14 protein-coding genes and 8 tRNA genes are annotated in these 19,349 nt (G+C 45.2%); 2 read left to right on the top strand and 20 right to left on the bottom strand.

Annotation, left to right across the window (positions count from 1 at the left end; all coding sequences use genetic code 11):
• The first annotated feature begins 158 nt into the window (after positions 1-158).
• Positions 159-953, top strand: coding sequence for an inner membrane protein YpjD (locus FTW16_RS07850; protein WP_019825854.1), 795 nt, complete (start codon positions 159-161; stop codon positions 951-953).
• A gap of 127 nt (positions 954-1,080) precedes the next feature.
• Positions 1,081-2,352 carry an HlyC/CorC family transporter gene (locus FTW16_RS07845; RefSeq protein ID WP_019825852.1) on the top strand — a complete coding sequence of 424 codons (1,272 nt, stop codon included), beginning with the start codon at positions 1,081-1,083 and terminating at the stop codon, positions 2,350-2,352.
• 132 nt (positions 2,353-2,484) lie between these two features.
• On the opposite strand, the gene luxS is transcribed toward FTW16_RS07845, so the two are convergent.
• The 20 genes from luxS to alaS form a co-directional block, all read right to left on the bottom strand.
• On the bottom strand, positions 2,485-3,003 hold the full coding sequence (gene luxS / locus FTW16_RS07840) for an S-ribosylhomocysteine lyase (protein ID WP_146490617.1): 519 nt from the start codon (positions 3,001-3,003) through the stop codon (positions 2,485-2,487).
• Between the two features lie 24 nt (positions 3,004-3,027).
• On the bottom strand, positions 3,028-3,678 hold the full coding sequence (locus FTW16_RS07835) for a hypothetical protein (protein WP_032554094.1): 651 nt from the start codon (positions 3,676-3,678) through the stop codon (positions 3,028-3,030).
• A 10-nt stretch (positions 3,679-3,688) separates the two neighbouring features.
• A complete protein-coding gene (gene gshA, locus FTW16_RS07830; RefSeq protein ID WP_146490616.1) occupies positions 3,689-5,257 on the bottom strand; it encodes a glutamate--cysteine ligase in 1,569 nt (522 codons plus the stop codon).
• 99 nt (positions 5,258-5,356) lie between these two features.
• A complete protein-coding gene (locus FTW16_RS07825; RefSeq protein ID WP_146490615.1) occupies positions 5,357-8,215 on the bottom strand; it encodes a M16 family metallopeptidase in 2,859 nt (952 codons plus the stop codon).
• 9 nt (positions 8,216-8,224) lie between these two features.
• Positions 8,225-8,686 carry a YqaA family protein gene (locus tag FTW16_RS07820; protein WP_146490614.1) on the bottom strand — a complete coding sequence of 154 codons (462 nt, stop codon included), beginning with the start codon at positions 8,684-8,686 and terminating at the stop codon, positions 8,225-8,227.
• Between the two features lie 6 nt (positions 8,687-8,692).
• Positions 8,693-9,646 (bottom strand): NADP-dependent oxidoreductase, encoded by a 954-nt coding sequence (locus FTW16_RS07815; protein ID WP_146490613.1) that lies wholly within the window; start codon positions 9,644-9,646, stop codon positions 8,693-8,695.
• Positions 9,647-9,820: 174 nt separating this feature from the next.
• Positions 9,821-10,951, bottom strand: coding sequence for a sodium ion-translocating decarboxylase subunit beta (locus tag FTW16_RS07810; protein ID WP_019825842.1), 1,131 nt, complete (start codon positions 10,949-10,951; stop codon positions 9,821-9,823).
• Between the two features lie 9 nt (positions 10,952-10,960).
• The gene (gene oadA, locus FTW16_RS07805; RefSeq protein ID WP_146490612.1) at positions 10,961-12,736 is read right to left on the bottom strand and encodes a sodium-extruding oxaloacetate decarboxylase subunit alpha; all 1,776 of its coding nucleotides are present in this window, start codon (positions 12,734-12,736) and stop codon (positions 10,961-10,963) included.
• Between the two features lie 31 nt (positions 12,737-12,767).
• Positions 12,768-13,025 (bottom strand): oxaloacetate decarboxylase subunit gamma, encoded by a 258-nt coding sequence (locus FTW16_RS07800; RefSeq protein WP_146490611.1) that lies wholly within the window; start codon positions 13,023-13,025, stop codon positions 12,768-12,770.
• A 375-nt stretch (positions 13,026-13,400) separates the two neighbouring features.
• Positions 13,401-13,477 (bottom strand) — tRNA-Arg (locus tag FTW16_RS07795).
• Positions 13,478-13,558: 81 nt separating this feature from the next.
• Positions 13,559-13,635 (bottom strand) — tRNA-Arg (locus tag FTW16_RS07790).
• Positions 13,636-13,692: 57 nt separating this feature from the next.
• A tRNA-Arg gene (locus FTW16_RS07785) sits at positions 13,693-13,769 on the bottom strand.
• A 58-nt stretch (positions 13,770-13,827) separates the two neighbouring features.
• Positions 13,828-13,904, bottom strand: a tRNA-Arg gene (locus FTW16_RS07780).
• A gap of 53 nt (positions 13,905-13,957) precedes the next feature.
• A tRNA-Arg gene (locus FTW16_RS07775) sits at positions 13,958-14,034 on the bottom strand.
• Positions 14,035-14,123: 89 nt separating this feature from the next.
• Positions 14,124-14,216, bottom strand: a tRNA-Ser gene (locus FTW16_RS07770).
• Positions 14,217-14,260: 44 nt separating this feature from the next.
• Positions 14,261-14,337, bottom strand: a tRNA-Arg gene (locus tag FTW16_RS07765).
• A gap of 43 nt (positions 14,338-14,380) precedes the next feature.
• Positions 14,381-14,473, bottom strand: a tRNA-Ser gene (locus tag FTW16_RS07760).
• Between the two features lie 474 nt (positions 14,474-14,947).
• Positions 14,948-15,145, bottom strand: coding sequence for a carbon storage regulator CsrA (csrA, locus tag FTW16_RS07755; protein ID WP_004415691.1), 198 nt, complete (start codon positions 15,143-15,145; stop codon positions 14,948-14,950).
• Positions 15,146-15,237: 92 nt separating this feature from the next.
• Positions 15,238-16,419: an aspartate kinase gene (locus FTW16_RS07750; protein ID WP_146490672.1), complete on the bottom strand. Its 1,182-nt coding sequence runs from the start codon at positions 16,417-16,419 to the stop codon at positions 15,238-15,240.
• A 220-nt stretch (positions 16,420-16,639) separates the two neighbouring features.
• A complete protein-coding gene (gene alaS / locus FTW16_RS07745) occupies positions 16,640-19,222 on the bottom strand; it encodes an alanine--tRNA ligase (RefSeq protein ID WP_146490610.1) in 2,583 nt (860 codons plus the stop codon).
• Positions 19,223-19,349 lie beyond the last annotated feature (127 nt).

The raw sequence follows: 19,349 nt of genomic DNA, 5'->3' as shown, positions 1-19,349 counted from the left end.
ACATTAGCGCGGATTAGAGTCATACCCGTTGTAGAGCCTTAATCATCCGTCCTTGTGATGTGAGACATTATTCACTTGGAATTGAATGAGGTTCGCCATAGCCCCAAAGAGCGATGCGAGGTATAATTCACCAATTAGTAATCATTTAAATGGATACCATGGACAGTCTTATTGCGATCGCAGCAGCCTTTCTTTATACAATGGCTATTTCCACGATCATTCCAGGTCTCGTGCACCAAACAGGAATCCGTGTAAAAACGGTGTTTATCAGCGCATTACTTGCTCTAGCTTTCCATGCTTGGTTGCTTGGCGATTTGATTTTTAATGCTAGTGGCCAAAACCTCAGTATCTTGAACGTTGCTTCATTAATCAGCTTAATCATATCTGTGGTTATGAGCGGCGCTATGCTCAAAACTCGTTTGTGGTTTATCTTGCCCGTCGTTTATAGCTTCGCTGCACTAAACTTGATGGCTGCTACTTTTCTTCCAAGCACCTTCATCAAGCATCTAGAGAATGACCCTAAACTGCTCGTTCATATATCTTTGGCTCTATTCTCATACGCGACACTCACTATCGGTGCACTGTACGCTCTGCAGCTCGCGTGGCTAGATCACAAACTTAAAAAGAAAAAAGCGTTGGTGATCAACCCTAACCTACCTCCTTTAATGATGGTAGAAAGACAGCTTTTCAAGATCATTCTGATTGGTAATGGCTTATTAACGGGTACTTTGTTGACAGGTCTCATTTTCGTACAAGATATGTTTGCTCAAGGTAAAGCACACAAGGCTGTGTTGTCTTTTATCGCTTGGGTTATCTACTCCATCCTTCTATGGGGTCATTATCAGAAAGGTTGGCGTGGACAGAAAGTCACTTGGTTCGCCCTAGCCGGCGCCAGCATGCTCACATTAGCCTACTTCGGTAGCCGCTTCGTTCAGGAAATCATCCTGAACTAGTCTGTAAAATAAAGGCAAGGTCTCACATACCTTGCCTTTAAAATATTGAGTGCAATACATTCAATTGACATCTCGACCATGTTCGGTCATAAATTAATCAAGATACACAAATAGGAAAAGAATAGTTTTGGACGACATATCAACGGGTATCTTATTTGCGCTACTCGCGTGTCTCATTGTAATTTCCGGTTATTTCTCTGGTTCCGAAACGGGCATGATGTCCCTGAACCGCTACCGTTTAAAGCACTTGGCCAATACGGGTCATAAAGGTGCCAAACGCGTAGAAAAACTTCTGAATCGCCCAGACAGATTGATTGGCCTCATTCTCATCGGCAACAATCTCGTCAACATTCTTGCATCTGCGATCGCTACTATTCTTGGTATGCGCATCTACGGGGATATCGGTGTAGCTATCGCTACCGGTACCCTGACTCTAGTGATCCTCGTATTCGCCGAGGTAACACCAAAAACCATCGCTTCTCTATTTCCTGAACGTGTCTCTTACGCGAGTAGCATCCTTTTGATGATACTGATGAAGGTGCTGTCACCATTGGTAATCTTGGTCAACTTCATTACCAACGGCTTCATTCGTATCTTAGGTGTTAAAGCCAGTCACGATGCGACCGACCACTTGAGCTCAGAAGAGCTTAGAACCGTGGTAAATGAAGCAGGTAGCTTAATCCCTCAGCGTCACCAAGATATGTTGGTGTCTATTCTGGATTTGGAACATGTCACCGTGAACGACATCATGGTGCCGCGTAATGAGATTACTGGTATCGACATCAATGACGACTGGAAATCTATCGTTCGTCAACTGACTCACTCGCCCCATGGCCGCGTGGTGCTGTATCGTGACCAAATAGATGAAGTAGTTGGTATGCTTAGGCTACGTGAAGCTTACCGATTGATGCTTGAAAAGAACGAATTCAATAAAGAGACCCTGTTGCGTGCAGCGGATGAGATCTACTTCATTCCTGAAGCAACACCACTCAATATTCAACTGCTTAAGTTTCAGCGCAATAAACAGCGTATCGGTTTGATTGTTGATGAGTATGGCGATATCAATGGTTTGGTTACCCTTGAAGATATTCTAGAAGAGATCGTAGGTGAGTTTACCACCTCAATTGCGCCAAGCTTATCTGAAGAAATTACTCCGCAAAGCGATGGCAGCTTCTTGATTGAAGGCAGCGCCAATATCCGAGACATCAACAAAGGCTTACAGTGGGCACTGCCTACCGATGGCCCAAGAACGCTGAATGGTTTGATACTAGAACATCTTGAAGATATTCCAGAGAGTCACCTCAGTGTTCAGGTTGCCAGTCATCCAATGGAAATTGTTGAGCTCGAAGAGAACCGAATCAAACTGGTACGTGTGTTCCCGCAGATCGTAAATGGATAAAATTGGCTTATTAGAATAGCTAAGTAATCACAAGCTCACATGCGACAACAGCCTAGCCCTAAAATACGTTGACAAAAAAGGCCCGGTTCATTGAACCGGGCCTTTTAATATCTAACTCACCGCTAACAATGATTAGTCGATTTTAAGCTCTTGCAGCATAGACTCTGGCAGTGCCAGTTCATCATTCTTGTTTACAGAGATACCAGCAGCGATGATCGCATTAGCGATCTCTTTCGCTTCATCCAAAGAGTGCATTGCTGCGGTACCACATTGGTATTCGTTCAGCTCAGGGATCTTATTCTGGCTCTCAACTTTCAGTACGTCTTTCATCGCGGCCAACCAACCGTCAGCCACTTGTTGCTCTGTCGGTGTACCAATCAGGCTCATATAGAAACCAGTGCGGCAGCCCATAGGTGAAATATCGATGATCTCTACATCTGAACCGTTCAATTGATTACGCATGAAGCCAGCGTATAGGTGCTCTAGAGTATGGATACCTTTCTCAGATAAGATGTCTTTGTTTGGCGCAGTAAAACGCAGGTCAAACACAGTGATGGTATCCCCTTTTGGGGTTTGCATTGTTTTAGCAACACGAACTGCAGGTGCGTTCATGCGTGTGTGATCAACAGTGAAACTATCTAATAAAGGCATTGCTCTTCTCCGTGACGGCTGGCTTTAGAAAAACCAGCTTCGATTGTCTTCTAGTTCTTTGCGGCACTGTTTCAGCTGCCATCCATAATCTTTTGCTTGTTGTTCGACTTTACGCGCTACTTTAATCAACGATGGTTTGCTGTTGTATGACTTGCGCTTATAACCACCACGGCCTTCATGATAAGCCAGGTATTGGTTATATGGGTCCCATAGTGAGATACCCAACTGACGACGCGTTTCGCTGGTGTACCAACCTATAAACATCAGCGCATCATCAAAATTGGTTCTTGAACCGCCATTGTTGGTCGCTTTTTGGAAATCTTCCCAAGCTGGGTCCTGAGCTTGAGCATAGCCATAAGCGCTGCTTACACGGCCCCAAGGAATAAACCCAAGAATGTAATCTTTTGGTGGGCGCGCATCATGACGAAAGCTACTCTCTTGTTTTACAAAAGCCATCGCTACGTTGATAGGAGTGCCCCACTCTTCTTGCATATCTAAGGCATCTTCGTACCACGATGGATGCTCTCTGAAGATGCTACATAGGTTGTCTTGCTGTTTCGGCGGTGGTGTTGCACAACCAACCAAAAGGCTAGAGACAACACCGACAGTGACTACAGGTAACCATTTACTACTCACACGAGTAGGCTTACCTAATAAGGCTTGCTTCCTTTCCACCAACGTCTCGCTATGCTTTTAAATACGAAAAATAATCCGCTAAGAAGCTGTCAAAATCTTGAGTGCTCGCTTCTTCACTTTGTTGCTGAGCAATCACAGAGCGTTGAACCTCTGCTTCCATCAGCTCAGCTGAATACACTATGTATTGGTGTGCCTTGTGCTGTTGAGCGTACGTTTTACCTAGCGCACAGCCAACTTTACCTAAGCCACCTAACTTTTTAGTCTCTTCTAGCAATTGGCCAGAAATGGTTAGCTCTGGGTTATCAATCCAAGCTTCAAGCGTATCGCAGGTTTCTTGGTAAGCTCGACCGCCTTGTTCTGCATCCATCATCTCAGCAATTGAGCGTAGATCTTTGAACACGCGCTTCGCCCAATCTTGCAGAGACAAGCGCTCACCGTAACAACCAATTTGCAGTTCTAGACCGACTTGACGACCTTCTAGGATCACCTTGTTCCAGTTGTCGCGCCAGCACTCAAGCTCACAGTTATCCATCTCAGCAGAGTCAGTTAGCACACTCCACGTTAGGAATAGATCTAAGAAGCGAACTTGTTGCTCCGTGATACCAATTGAGCTGAATGGGTTTACGTCTAGAGAGCGAACCTCGATGTACTCAACACCAGCACGTGCTAGTGCTTCAGATGGTTTCTCACCATTTTTCGCTACACGCTTAGGACGAATTGGAGCATAAAGCTCATTCTCAATTTGCAGTACGTTGCTATTCAATTGACGGTATTCACCATCAACCTTAGTGCCAATCTCTGCGAATTCTTCTGATGGTGTACGAATCGCTTGATTCAAACCTTCAAGGTATTGGTCTAGGCTGTTGAAGCCAATTTTCAATACGCTTTGCGCACTGTTGGTGTAACCAAGATCGCTTAGGCGCAGTGCCGTTGCTTTTGGTAAGTACAGTGTCTCGCCAATCTTTTCAAAAGGCAGGTTAGTTTCTCTTCCTTTGATGAAAGAAGAACATAACGCAGGTGAAGCACCGAAGAAGTATGGGATTAACCAACCAAAGCGATAGTAGTTACGAATCAAACCAAAGTAAGCATCTGACTTCGCTTCACAACGCGCTTCTTCTGTTTGTTCTCCAAATAGGCTATCCCAAAAGCTTTCAGGGAAAGAGAAGTTGAAGTGAACACCAGAAATAATCTGCATCAGACTACCGTAACGACGCTTTAGGCCTTCACGATATAGCGTCTTCATCTTACCGTTGTTAGACGTGCCGTATTGCGCAAGCTGAATGTAGTCTTCACTACCAACATAACAAGGCATAGAGAGCGGCCATAGTTTTTCGCCGTCTAACTTGGTTTGCGTGAAATGATGTATATCAGACAACTGATTCAAAAGCGTCGGAACGTCGTTAGAAACAGGCGTGATAAATTCCAGTAGCGACTCAGAGAAATCGGTCGTTACCCATTCGTTCATCAACGCAGATCCTAAAGCCTTAGGGTGCGGCCCAGTAGCAAGGTGCCCATCTTCCGTGTAGCGTAATGTTTCCCTTTCAACACCACGACCAAATTGAGAGAAGGTCTTAGGGTTGGTTGCAACTTGCTTTAGTCGCGCAGCAAAATCAGTCAAAATTCAGTTCACTTATCTTATATCGTTCTGATTAGAACTATCATAAATTAGGTTGGAGGAGAAAAGTAGAGTCTCTTCCCTCCCCCTTTAATGTGTACTCTAACGAATGATTTCAAGCTCTTCTATTGGAATATCTAACTTTTCTAATTGCGGGCGAAGCGAAGCCGCATCGCCAACCACAATTATTTGATAATCATTCGGGTCGAACCATTTCTTCGATAGTTCATTCAATGTCTCTTTTGAGACCGTCTCAACTATCTGATTACGCTGTTGTAGGTAATCTTCATCAAGGCTCAATGCAACAATATTACTCAACAACCCAGCTTTCTGACTTGGTGTTTCGTATTTGAGTGCATCTTGTTGACCGACGGCAAGGCGCATAAATTTCACCTCTTCGTCAGTTAATCCACTTTGGCTAAACTCATTCAGTTCATTAATAAACTCTTGAATCGATGGCACTGTCGCGTTAGCTCTTACTTGCGCGCTAAATACCACCGCGCCTGTTTCTCGAGTACTTGCGAAGTAACCGCTTGCACCGTAAGTGTAGGCTTTGTCTTCACGCAAGTTCTGGTTAATACGGCTATTAAAGTTACCCGCTAAGTTAAAGTTAGCTAACTGGCTCTTATACAACTCACCCGTAGCATCAAAAGGCAGACCTTTACGAACTAAACGAACGATACTCTGTGGCGCACCTGGCTTATCAACCAAATACAAACGCTGCTCAGTCAGGTCTTTGACAATCTGTGGGCGTGTCAGCGGTGCCGCCTCGCCTTGCCATTGCTCAAAGAATTGTAGCTGCTTTCCAACCTCTTTCTTCGAGATGTCCCCTACAATAACAATATTAGCTCCCTCCGGAGTATAGTGTTGACTGTAAAACTGTTTTACATCGCCCAGAGTTAACGATTCTAGAGACTCTTTAGTTCCATCACTCGCACGAGCAAAAATACTATCGCCAAACAGCACTTCACGGGTTGCTTGAGATGCCATCCAGCTTGGTTGTTGATGCTGATACACCACCCCTTCTAGCATCTGTTTCTTAACACGTTCAAAGTCTTGCTCATCGAACTTAGGCTCAAGCAAAACTTCTTGCACAATCGCTAAGGTTTGAGGCAGGTTTTTCTCTAGCGTAGAAATTGAAATATCAGTGGTGTAACTACCAGCACTGATACTCACGCTGCTACCCAACTTATCTAGAGTCGCCTGTAGCTCTTCAACCGTTCGTTTAGTAGAGCCTTCTTCCATCATAGCGGCTGTTAGGTTTGCTAGGCCCTCTTGTCCTTTACGAACATAACGCTCACCTGCAGGTAGTTGGATTTGCATTTGTACCGTCGGCGTTTCGCTGGTTTCAGTACCAATCAAATCAGTACCGTTTGCAAAGTGCATGCGATACAGCTCTGGCATTGTCGCTTCGACACCAAAGGTTACCTCAGGCATCACACTGCGATCAAAGGTGTCCGTTGCTCTTCTGAAGTTAAGTTGGCCTTCCGTTACTTTACTGTATTCAGGCAAAGTACGTGGTGGCGTGGTAAATGTTGCTTCTCGAACGGCTAAATCAAGCTGTTTTTTCGGAACCACACTCAAAGTCACCTTATGCTTACCTTCGATGAAATCTTGGTAGGCCTTGCTCACGCTTTCAGGCGTGACGGCACGGATTTGATCCAGCTGGGACTCAATGCGATCTGGCTGATCATAGAAGGTTTGGTTAGACGCGAGTTGCGACACCTTACCTTTTACGCTTTGCAATGCAAAAACGGCATTCGCTTCTGCCATGCCTGTGATCTGGTCTAAACGTTCTTGTTCAACACCCTCTTTCGAGAATTGCTCTAGAGTATCCATCAGCTCTTTATTAAGAACCGTCAGATCGCCTTTTTCACCGGAGTTACCCATCGCATACACATACATGGTACAAGCAAGTTCAGCACAATCATGGAAAGATCCTGCACTTACTGCTTTTTGTGTTTTTACGAGGTTTTGGTATAGGTAGCTGTTGGTACCTGAACCTAACACGTTAGACAATGCATTCAGTGACGCTTGCGTCTCTTCACCGCGATACGTTGTAGGCCAACCAACAAGCACCATCGGCTGACGGATATTATCTTCTAGGGTGATGTACTTATCTTCAGTTAGCACAGCAGGTTGTTTCTCTGCCGCCTTAACTTCTGGGCCTTGAGGAATAGGGCCAAAGTACTTGTTCACCCACTCTAGCGTGTCATCAACGTCGATATCACCACCAATCGTTAGCACGGCATTATTTGGGCCATACCAACGTAGGAAGAAGGCCTTGAGGTCATTCACATCAACTCGGTCGAGATCTTCGACATAACCGATTGGTTGCCATGAGTAAGGGTGGCCTTCAGGGTAAAGCGCTTCACCCATACGTTCCCACATCAAGCCATAAGGACGATTTTCGTAACTTTGAGCACGCTCGTTTTTAACCGTACCTCTTTGAACTTCGAATTTCTTCTGAGAAACCGCATCCAATAAGAAACCCATTCGGTCTGATTCTAACCACAACATTTTCTCTAGTTGGTTAGATGGAACTGTCTCAAAGTAGTTGGTACGGTCACGGTTAGTTGTGCCATTTAACGAACCACCCGCTTCAGTGATGATCTTAAAGTGCTGCTGGTCACCAACGTTCTCAGATCCCTGGAACATCATATGCTCGAAGAAGTGAGCAAAACCCGACTTACCAATCTCTTCACGTGCTGAACCTACGTGATAGGTCACATCAACATGCACCAATGGATCGGAATCATCAGGGGAAAGAATAACTGTCAGGCCGTTTTCAAGCTGATATTTGGTGTAAGGAATCACCACTTTATCTTTAGAGAGCTTTACCTCTTCTAAAAGAGTGACACCTTCTGGTAATGAGGAAAAGAAGGATGTTGAGCTAGGTACATTGTAAGAACAGCCGGCAATGGCGATAAGAGAAAATGTACCAAGTAAAACCTTTTTCATAGGTTCTCCTTAGAAAAAACCGAAGTAGATAGCAGCAAGTAAGCTGTAGCGAGCGGCTTTGCCAATCGCTATCAAAATAACGCTAGGGATAAATTTCATTCTCAACCAACCCGCCGCCAGACACAAAGGGTCACCAATAACGGGTAACCAACTGAATAACAGTGCCCAGTAACCATAACGGCTCAGCCAAGCCATAGCCTTATGACCATGCTTTTCAGATTGAGTTCGATTGGGCAACCACAAACCAATCCAATAATTGGTCAGGCCGCCTAAGGTGTTACCGAGTGTCGCTATGAGAATAATCGACGATGTAGAGAATTGATCTAAGCTCAATGCTGCAACAAGGCTGGCTTCTGAGCCACCGGGCAATAATGTGGCACTCAAGAAGCCACTGATGAAGAGTACCCAAAGCGCCGAGTCAGAGAACCACAGCGCTATGTTTTCAAAAAGGGAATTAAAGAATTCTAACACTGCATATCAACCTTCTTGCATCTTAAGCAGTACCTTGCCTCTAGTGTGTCCGCTTTCAACCTGCAGATGCGCCGACTGTGCTTCGTCTAGTTGGTAGATACCTTGAATTTCTGTTTTAAGCAATCCAACACTCACCATATAAAGCATGGTGTCCATTTGCTCAGTGTTTGGTTCAACCAACATGCCTGATGCAGTAAAACCTAGGAGCGTGGCTTTCTCACAAATCAACTCAGCAGACAAAGTTGGTACTGTCACGACTCTCGCACCGTCTTTCAGGCACTTCAACGCATCAAGCGCGGTATCGCCACCGACCAAATCAATCAACACATCAACATCAGAAACTCGTTCTGAAGCTGGGGCAAACTTATAGTTGATAGCATGAGCGCCTAGCGTTGCAAGATAGTCGAGATTGGCTTCGCTGCAGGTCGTGTAAACCTCTGCTTTTGCTGCCACTGCGATTTGAACCGCAAGGTGACCAACCCCGCCTGCGCCCGCTAAGATAAGCACGCGATCGCCTTCTTTTACTTCGGCTTTATTGAGTGCTTGGGCTGCTGTTTGACTAGCAAGTGGTAATGCCGCTGCCGCTTCTAGGGTGACAGAATCAGGAACCATGCTGAGTGCCGCTTCTGGAACACATACGAATTGGCTATAACCGCCACCTTGCAGTGGAAAACCAATAAACCCTGCCACGTTATCACCAACAGTAAAACGTTCAGCCTGATCGCCTAGCGTTACAATTTGCCCCGAAATATCATATCCCGGCACCCAAGGTAGATTGTCTTTGTTTTGTGCTGCTGCCCAACCAAGGCCAGCACGGGTTTTCACATCAATCGGATTAATGCCCGAAAAGGAAACTTTAACCACCACTTCTCCAGCCTTAGGCTCTGGAATCGCACTAGTTTGAATACTAAGGTTTTCGACACCGCCGAATTGAGTAATCGCAATCTGTTTATTTTCCATTTCCACATTTCCTTGATTGATAAAAGCTCTAATGAGCAAGCACCCTAATTAATAAAAAAAGAAAGGGATGCGAAAGCATCCCTTTGACTATAAACCATTTAATAAGGCTAAGTTAACCGCTCATTCGTAAATTGACGACCAATTAACGTAACGATACATGACCTAAGTAATCCATTAACCGACTAGCGCTAATAGAATACCCGCCGCAACCGCACTACCAAGTACACCTGCTACGTTCGGGCCCATCGCATGCATCAACAAGAAGTTCTGAGGGTTTGCCTCAAGGCCTACCTTGTTCACAACACGTGCCGCCATTGGAACCGCTGATACACCAGCTGCACCAATCAATGGGTTGATGTCCTCTTTCGAGAAGCGGTTTAGAACCTTCGCCATCAATACACCACCCGCAGTACCAATACTGAACGCGACCGCACCTAAGCCAAGAATACCCAGTGTCTCTAAGTTCAAGAAAGTATCCGCTTGAAGCTTAGAACCAACACCGAGGCCAAGGAAAATAGTCACAACGTTAATCAGTTCGTTTTGCGCTGTTTTCGATAGGCGATCAACCACACCCGCTTCACGCATCAAGTTACCCAGACAGAACATACCCACTAGAGGTGTCGCTGAAGGTAGGAACAAAATCGTCATCAGTAGTACAGCAAGCGGGAAGAGAATCTTCTCTGCTTTGCTAACGTGACGAAGTTGAGCCATCTTGATCTTACGCTCTTCAGGAGACGTTAACGCCTTCATGATTGGCGGCTGAATAATAGGAACCAATGCCATATAGCTATACGCCGCTACTGCAATCGCACCTAAAAGATCAGGAGAGAGCTTACTCGCCAAGAAAATCGCGGTTGGGCCATCGGCACCACCAATGATCGCAATGGAAGAAGCGTCGGCCATCGAGAATTCCATTCCTGGAACATAGTTCAGCAAGATCGCACCAAATAGCGTCGCGAAGATACCAAACTGAGCCGCAGCCCCTAACCATAATGTTTTAGGGTTCGCAATCAACGCACCGAAGTCCGTCATCGCACCAACACCCATAAAGATCAGCAGTGGGAAAATACCCGTTTCAATACCAATGTAGTAAACGTAGTAAAGCAAACCACCTGGATCAGTAAACCCAGCATTTGGAATGTTCGCTAATACAGCACCAAAACCAATCGGTAGTAGAAGTAACGGTTCAAATCCTTTGCGAATTGCCAAAAACAACAATAAGCAACCAACCAACATCATACAGATCTGGCCGAACTCAAAGTTCGCAATCCCTGTTTCAGACCATAAGGTCATCAATCCTTCCATGGTGCTCCCTTACGCTAAGCTTAGTAGTGGAGCGCCTACAGTAACTGCATCGCCTTCTTTAACATTCAGTTCTTGAACGATACCACCACGAGCAGCACGAACTTCCGTTTCCATCTTCATCGCTTCTAGGATAAGTAGAACATCGCCTTCAGCAACCTCAGCACCCGCCTGAACGTTAACTTTAAAGATGTTACCCGCCAATGGAGCAGGAACCGCTTCAGCGTCAGAAGCTGCTACAGGTGCAGCCTGAGCAGGTTTTGCAGATGGCGCAACAGATGTTAGTTCACCTTGTGGGCCAACCTCGACATCGTAAACTTGACCATCAACCTTCACGCTGTAGCTTTCGATACCACCAGAAGCAGGCGCTGGAGCTGCAGCTACTGGAGTCGCAACTTCTGCCGTTGGTGCTGGTTCAAATGCTTCTGGGTTACGACGGTTCTTAAGGAACTTAAGACCTACTTGTGGGAAAAGTGCGTAAGTCAGTACATCATCAACGGTATCTTCAGCTAGAGAAATGCCTTCTGATTTCGCTTTCTCTAAAAGATCCGTAGTCAGCGTATCCATTTCTGACTTAAGCAAATCAGCAGGGCGACAAGTAATTGGCTCTGCACCATCCAGAACTTTTGCTTGCAGTTCAGCATCTACTTCCGCAGGTGCTTGGCCGTATTCGCCTTTCAGCAGACCTGCAGTCTCTTTCGTGATGCTCTTATAGCGCTCACCCGTTAGTACGTTAATAACCGCTTGAGTACCGACAATTTGAGAAGTTGGTGTTACCAAAGGAATGTAACCAAGCTCTTTACGTACGCGTGGGATCTCTTCAAGAACCTCGTCCATACGATCGGCTGCGCCTTGTTCTTTCAGCTGACCTTCCATGTTAGTCAACATGCCGCCAGGAACCTGAGCAATCAAGATACGAGAATCGACGCCTTTTAGCTGGCCTTCCCATTTTGCGTACTTTTTACGTACATCGCGGAAGTAAGACGCGATAGGTTCAATTTGGTCAAGCTTAAGATTCGTGTCACGCTCTGTACCTTCTAACATAGCCACAACCGTTTCAGTTGGCGTGTGACCGTAAGTACAGCTCATTGAAGAGATCGCCGTGTCTAGAATATCGATACCCGCCTCAACCGCTTTAACCGCTGTTGCTGTCGATAGACCGGTTGTCGCGTGGCTATGTAGCGCTAGAGGAACATCACACGATGCTTTGATGCGTGTAATTAACTCTTCCGCTTCATAAGGCTTTAATAAACCTGACATATCTTTGATACATAGTGAATGACAACCTAGGTCTTCTAGACGCTTAGCCAGATCAACCCAAGTATCAGAGTTGTGAACCGGACTGGTTGTGTAAGACAAGGTACCTTGAGCGTGACCACCAACATCAATCGTTGCTTTCACCGCTTTCTCAAAGTTACGTACGTCATTCATCGCATCAAAAATACGGAATACGTCCATGCCGTTTTTATGGGCACGTTCAACAAATTTTTCTACTACATCATCCGCGTAGTGACGGTAGCCCAATAGGTTTTGACCACGCAGTAGCATCTGCATTGGTGTGTTTGGCATCGCTTTTTTCAGCTCACGCAAACGCTCCCATGGATCCTCGCCAAGAAAACGGATACACGAATCAAACGTCGCGCCGCCCCAGGTCTCAAGTGACCAGTAACCGACTTTATCCAGTTCTGCCGCAATTGGCAGCATATCTTCGATACGCATACGAGTAGCAAATAGTGACTGGTGCGCGTCACGAAGTACCACATCTGTGATAGCTAGTGGTTTAGACATGCTCATAAACTCCTTTTTAATCCTTTAAATGCTACTTAGCAGTAGACGCACGGTATTGATGAACCGCGGCCGAAATTGCTGCCACTACCTGTGGACTAACAGCTGAAGGGGTTGATTGTGATTTTTTATTTTTTTTAGGTGCTGCGATCGGCTCTGGTACTTCTTCTGGTACCAGTTTTGACATCAACCGAACGAGGTAAACTAGAATAGTTAGGAAAATAAAGACAACGGACATCCCCGTTATCATTAGAGTCGCCGCATCTCCTAGCAGGCTTCCAATATTAGTCATGTTGCTTCCTTTCTTCGTCATCCTGACATACGTACAGGATTTCAGCGAATAGTGATCCCGACCCATGGATTATCTCGATTGGTAAAAGTTTGTCAATTTTGTTTAAGGTTCTGTTACGGATAACGCACACATAAGGTTAATTATTCGCCTATCAGATCACATAAATCTGTCAAATGAGTCATTTTTAGATATTTAAACTGTGACTTAAACGGGGCTTTTCTGAGAAATGATATGAGAAAGGTGGAATAACAAAGAAGCATTCAAGAAGTACTTAAAATACAACAAGTTAAATGTTATGTAAATTTAACATTTAATCAACATTTATATAGCAGGCATAAAAAAAGCCTCGTATAAACGAGGCTTTTTTTAATAATGTGGCGCGCTCTGGAGGATTCGAACCTCCGACCGCCTGGTTCGTAGCCAGGTACTCTATCCAGCTGAGCTAAGAGCGCACGGTTTTAATATCAATTCATTGTTACTAACAACGTATCAATATAAGGATTTCATTCTCATAAGAAAAAAGCCCTAAATAGTGGCGCGTCCTGGAGGATTCGAACCTCCGACCGCCTGGTTCGTAGCCAGGTACTCTATCCAGCTGAGCTAAGGACGCACGGTTTTCGATATCAGTATTCCCAATATCAGGAGTTCACAAAGAAACCCTAAATAGTGGCGCGTCCTGGAGGATTCGAACCTCCGACCGCCTGGTTCGTAGCCAGGTACTCTATCCAGCTGAGCTAAGGACGCGCAGTTTTCGATATTGGTATTCGCAATATCAGGAGTTCACGAAGGAAACCCTAAATAGTGGCGCGCTCTGGAGGATTCGAACCTCCGACCGCCTGGTTCGTAGCCAGGTACTCTATCCAGCTGAGCTAAGAGCGCACGGGTTTTAGTATCAACTTAGTCAATACGAGGATCAATAGACCCTTAAATAGTGGCGCGTCCTGGAGGATTCGAACCTCCGACCGCCTGGTTCGTAGCCAGGTACTCTATCCAGCTGAGCTAAGGACGCACGGTGTTCATTCATTAAGAATGAAGTTGTGAAACATATCACATTCTTCTTGCTACGAAGAAAAAAAAAGGCCATTGGCCTGTAATGAATGGCGGTGAGGGAGGGATTCGAACCCTCGATGCAGCTACAAACCACATACTCCCTTAGCAGGGGAGCGCCTTCGGCCACTCGGCCACCTCACCTAATTCATTATTCTCACATCACTTACAAGTAAGAGAAGAGAGAATGGCGCGTCCTGGAGGATTCGAACCTCCGACCGCCTGGTTCGTAGCCAGGTACTCTATCCAGCTGAGCTAAGGACGCACATTTACATTGTCTAAATTGCTAATTTTAGACTCACAAGAAATGGCGGTGAGGGAGGGATTCGAACCCTCGATGCAGCTACAAACCACATACTCCCTTAGCAGGGGAGCGCCTTCGGCCTCTCGGCCACCTCACCGTCTTGCGGAGGCACATATTACGTTTTACCGAAAATATGTCAAACACTTTATTGAAAAAAATTGGACAAAAACACTCAACCGTTTGCTATTTAATCAAAGCGCTTGCAAATTGAACTTATAACATTCAAATCGCGCTTTTTTCCTTAAAAATTAAGGTGAAAGATTGGCAATAATAAACAGCCGAAAACAATTATCTAATTTCTCCAGCAGCAAGTGCTACCGCTGATGGCACAATACTACGGGATGCGTATTTGCGCCATAGGGGAAGCTAATAAATCTTGAATTTTGCCAAACAAAATACAGAGCAACAGTTCTGTTCAACCTTGTCTGTATCTCACAACATCACAAAGCATTCACTTCACCACTTTGAGACCGATCCGCTATCCAACCTATCTATGTCCCAATGAGCGTTTCTATTCCCCAAGATCAAAAAAGGCTAGCAACAATGCTAGCCTCTTCTCTACGCAAAAGTATTAGTAGTTGCCAGATGCAACGTTACCATTACCTTTTTCAGCTTGAATGCGCATGTAGATCTCTTCACGGTGAACAGATACTTCTTTAGGTGCGTTAACACCGATACGTACTTGGTTACCTTTAACGCCTAGTACAGTAACTGTTACTTCATCACCAATCATCAGTGTTTCGCCAACGCGGCGAGTCAAAATTAGCATTCTTTGCTCCTTGAGTAATCTCTAAATTTATCTAGCTACGAGAGCATTATCCAACAAAAGTTATATTTTCGTAAACTATCGATTGAGTTTATTTAACCAAAATGCACTTCTTTTTTAGGATAACCCTGTGTTTCACGCGCTACGATGTATGCATTGTGTAATATGTTAGCAGCCATATCGACTTGCGTTGGTGATATCACCAAAGTTAAAGACTGCTGCTGCAATAAGTGATGTTGTACATCAATTTCGCCTTCAGACAACAATCCATGTGAACTGACCACAATTTCTTGTGTTCGGCTTCCTACCACAGTTAACAAACTAACCTGTTCACTATTACGGATTTTCTCAGCAAAAACTAGTTTTAATTTGGCACTTATGTCTTGTTTAATAATGAGTGCTGCCCGTTCTGTTTCCTCGATCACACTACAGACTTCGATCCCCAACAGTTGGCAATGTGAAATGAAAGACGGTAAATCTTCATTCAAACACTCGATACGCACCATATCTCTTTGGATGGCGATACCAGCAATATCATTCAAACACTGATTACCTGCGATCAATGTGCCCTCGCCTTGTTCAAAGCTTGAAAGCACTCGCAATGGCACGTTATGCTGCCATGCATACTGAACACATGGAAGATGTAAAACCTTAGCGCCTCGGCGGGCCATCTCTTCCATAGAAGGGAAGTCTAAAGTATCTAATTTCTGAGATTGCTTCACAACTCTAGGGTCACAAGAATAAACACCATCAACATCAGTATAGATCTGGCATTCTTTCGCCTGCAAAGCACCCGCAAGCGCTACCGCTGTAGTATCTGAACCACCGCGACCTAATGTTGTGATATCGCCTTTCGCATTGAACCCTTGAAAGCCTGCAACAATGACAATCTGGTTGTCATCTAGCAGAGCTTGAATAGGAGCAGTATCAATACGCTCAATCGCTGCATTATTATGATTAGAATCAGTGTGTATCTTGGCTTGATAGCCAGTCATTGATGTCGCTTCATAACCTAACTTGTGTAACGTCATTGCTAACAAGGCCATGGAAACTTGCTCGCCAGCCGTTAACAACACATCCAGTTCTCTAGCGTTTGGTACGCTATCAATTTGTGTGGCTAAGTTAACTAACCGATTTGTTTCACCATACATAGCAGAAACGACAACCACGATCTGGTTCCCTTCATTTTTCGCTTCAATGATTTTTTCTGCTACATGATGGATTCGTTCAATTGAACCCACCGACGTTCCACCAAATTTCTGCACGATAAGAGGCATTTTCACCCGTCCTCACCTTCCCAAGACCAATGTCTATATATGACAAAAAAACACATACTCCGCGTCAGGGCGAAGCAATAAAAAATTAACCAAGGAGTCTAACGCCACCATTAGACTTCTTGGTTAATCTCAATCAAACCTTGTTTAAACACGCTTCCAATAGGCAAAATAAAAGATGCCCAATCAACTGATTGGGCATCTTTGTATCAATTACTTAAGCTTAAAGACGCTCTTCTAGCCAAGTACGCACAGATTTAAGCGCTTCTGGCAGTGCTTCAACGTCTGTACCGCCCGCTTGAGCCATATCTGGACGACCACCGCCTTTACCGCCAACTTGCTCAGCAACCATCTTAACGAGGTCACCCGCTTTTACTTTGCCGATTAGGTCTTTGGTTACACCAGCAATCAAGCCAACTTTACCGTCTGCTACGTTTGCGATCAGGATGATGCCGCTACCTACTTGGTTTTTAGCGTTATCAACCATAGTACGTAGGTTCTTGTTGTCTGCGCCTTCAATTGCAGCAACCAAAACTTTAGTACCAGAGATCTCTTCTACTTTGCCCATGATGTTTGCGCTTTCTGCAGCAGCCATCTTTTCTTTAAGCAGTTGGATTTCTTTCTCTAGCGATTTCGCTTTCTTAGCGGATTCAGTAAGTTTCTCTTCGTAAGCGTTAACCTGAGCTTCTACTGCATCTAGAGCAGCTTCACCCGTTACCGCTTCAATACGACGAATACCCGCAGCAATACCACCTTCAGAAGTGATCTTGAACAGGCCGATATCACCCGTGTTGCTTGCGTGGATACCACCACAAAGCTCAGTAGAGAAATCGCCCATAGATAGAACGCGAACTTCATCATCGTACTTTTCGCCAAACAGTGCCATTGCACCTTTTTCTTTCGCTGACTCGATATCCATGATGTTGGTTTCAATCACGTGGTTCTTACGAACTTGTGCGTTAACCAAGCGCTCTACTTCTTTAATCTGTACCGGTGTTACCGCTTCAAGGTTAGAGAAGTCAAAACGTAGATTGTCAGGCTTAACTAAAGAACCTTTCTGAGCAACGTGCTCACCTAAAACTTCGCGCAGTGCAGAGTGAAGCAAGTGAGTTGCAGAGTGGTTTAGTGAGATAGCAGCACGACGCTCAGCGTCAACCGTTGCTTCTACTTTATCGCCCTTAGCAAATACACCTTCAACTAGCTCACCGTGGTGCGCAAATGCGTTACCTAGCTTCTGAGTATCTTGTACTTTGAAAAGACCCGAAGCTGTTTTTAGTGTACCAGCATCACCACATTGACCGCCTGACTCAGCGTAGAATGGTGTCTCTTCAAGAATAATGATTGCTTTGTCGCCAGCCGATAGTGAAGAGACTTCTTCACCATCAACAAATAGCGCAGAGATTTCACCAGCACCTTCAGTAGCTGTGTAACCACAGAACTCGGTGTTAGTGTCTACTTTGATCGTTGCGTTGTAATCAGTGCCGAATTGACCAGCTTCACGAGCACGCTTACGCTGTGCTTCCATCGCCTTCTCAAAGCCTTCTTCATCGATAGTAAAGTCGCGTTCACGTGCTACATCGTTAGTAAGGTCAGCTGGGAAACCGTATGTGTCGTAAAGTTTGAAAACTGTTTCGCCGTCAAGCTCTTTGCCTTCAAGTGCGTCTAGTGCGTCATTAAGAATAACCATGCCGCGCTCTAGAGTACGACCGAAGTTCTCTTCTTCAATGCGAAGTACTTTTTCAACAAGCTCTTGTTGTTTCTTAAGTTCATCTGCCGCAGAGCCCATCACTTCAGCCAATACACCCACAAGTTTGTGGAAGAACACGCCTTGTGCGCCAAGCTTGTTACCGTGACGAACTGCACGACGAATAATACGACGTAGAACGTAGCCACGACCTTCGTTTGAAGGCATAACGCCGTCAGCGATTAGGAATGAACAAGAACGGATATGGTCAGCAATAACGCGTAGCGATTGGTTAGATAGGTCGTCATGACCCACAACTTCCGCTGTCGCTTTGATTAGCTTTTGGAATACATCAATTTCGTAGTTAGAGTGAACGCCCTGCATGATTGCAGAAATACGCTCAATACCCATACCTGTATCTACAGCAGGCTTAGGTAGCGGTTCCATTGTGCCGTCAGCGTGACGGTTGAACTGCATGAATACGTTGTTCCAGATCTCGATGAAGCGGTCACCATCTTCTTCAGGTGTACCAGGACGGCCGCCCCAGATGTGCTCACCGTGATCGTAGAAGATTTCAGTACATGGACCACAAGGACCTGTGTCACCCATCGTCCAGAAATTATCAGACTCGAACTGTTTGCCGCCTTCTTTGTCGCCAATGCGAACGATACGATCAGCAGGTACACCTACTTTCTTGTTCCAGATATCGAATGCTTCATCATCTGTCTCGTATACCGTTACCAACAGACGGTCTTTTGGCAGTTGAAGAGTTTCAGTCAGGAATTCCCAAGCAAAACCAATCGCTTCTTCTTTGAAGTAGTCACCAAAGCTGAAGTTGCCTAGCATTTCGAAGAACGTGTGGTGACGAGCCGTGAAACCTACGTTTTCAAGGTCATTGTGTTTACCACCCGCACGTACACAACGCTGAGCCGTAGTTGCTCGAGTGTAGGCACGTTTTTCGGCGCCTAAGAAGCAATCTTTGAATTGGTTCATACCTGCGTTAGTGAATAGCAGGGTTGGATCGTTATGTGGAACTAACGATGAACTGTCTACGATTTGGTGTTCTTTGCTCTCAAAGAACTTAAGGAACGCGTTGCGAACCTCATCAGTGCTCATGTACATGCAGCTCTTCCTGAAAATAGTCGAGTTAGAATTTTGCCGTATTGTAGATCATGGTTAAGGCTTCGACTAGTTTTCTTGTAGAAAAGACACCCTTGGGCAGGATTTTAGTGGGAATTCGATAAAATGA

The sequence above is a fragment of the Vibrio sp. T20 genome (genome assembly GCF_007858795.1).
In the GTDB taxonomy this organism is placed as follows: domain Bacteria; phylum Pseudomonadota; class Gammaproteobacteria; order Enterobacterales; family Vibrionaceae; genus Vibrio; species Vibrio satsumensis.
The sequence above is the reverse complement of the archived record's forward strand: the minus strand, read 5'-3'. Positions and strand labels throughout refer to the sequence as shown.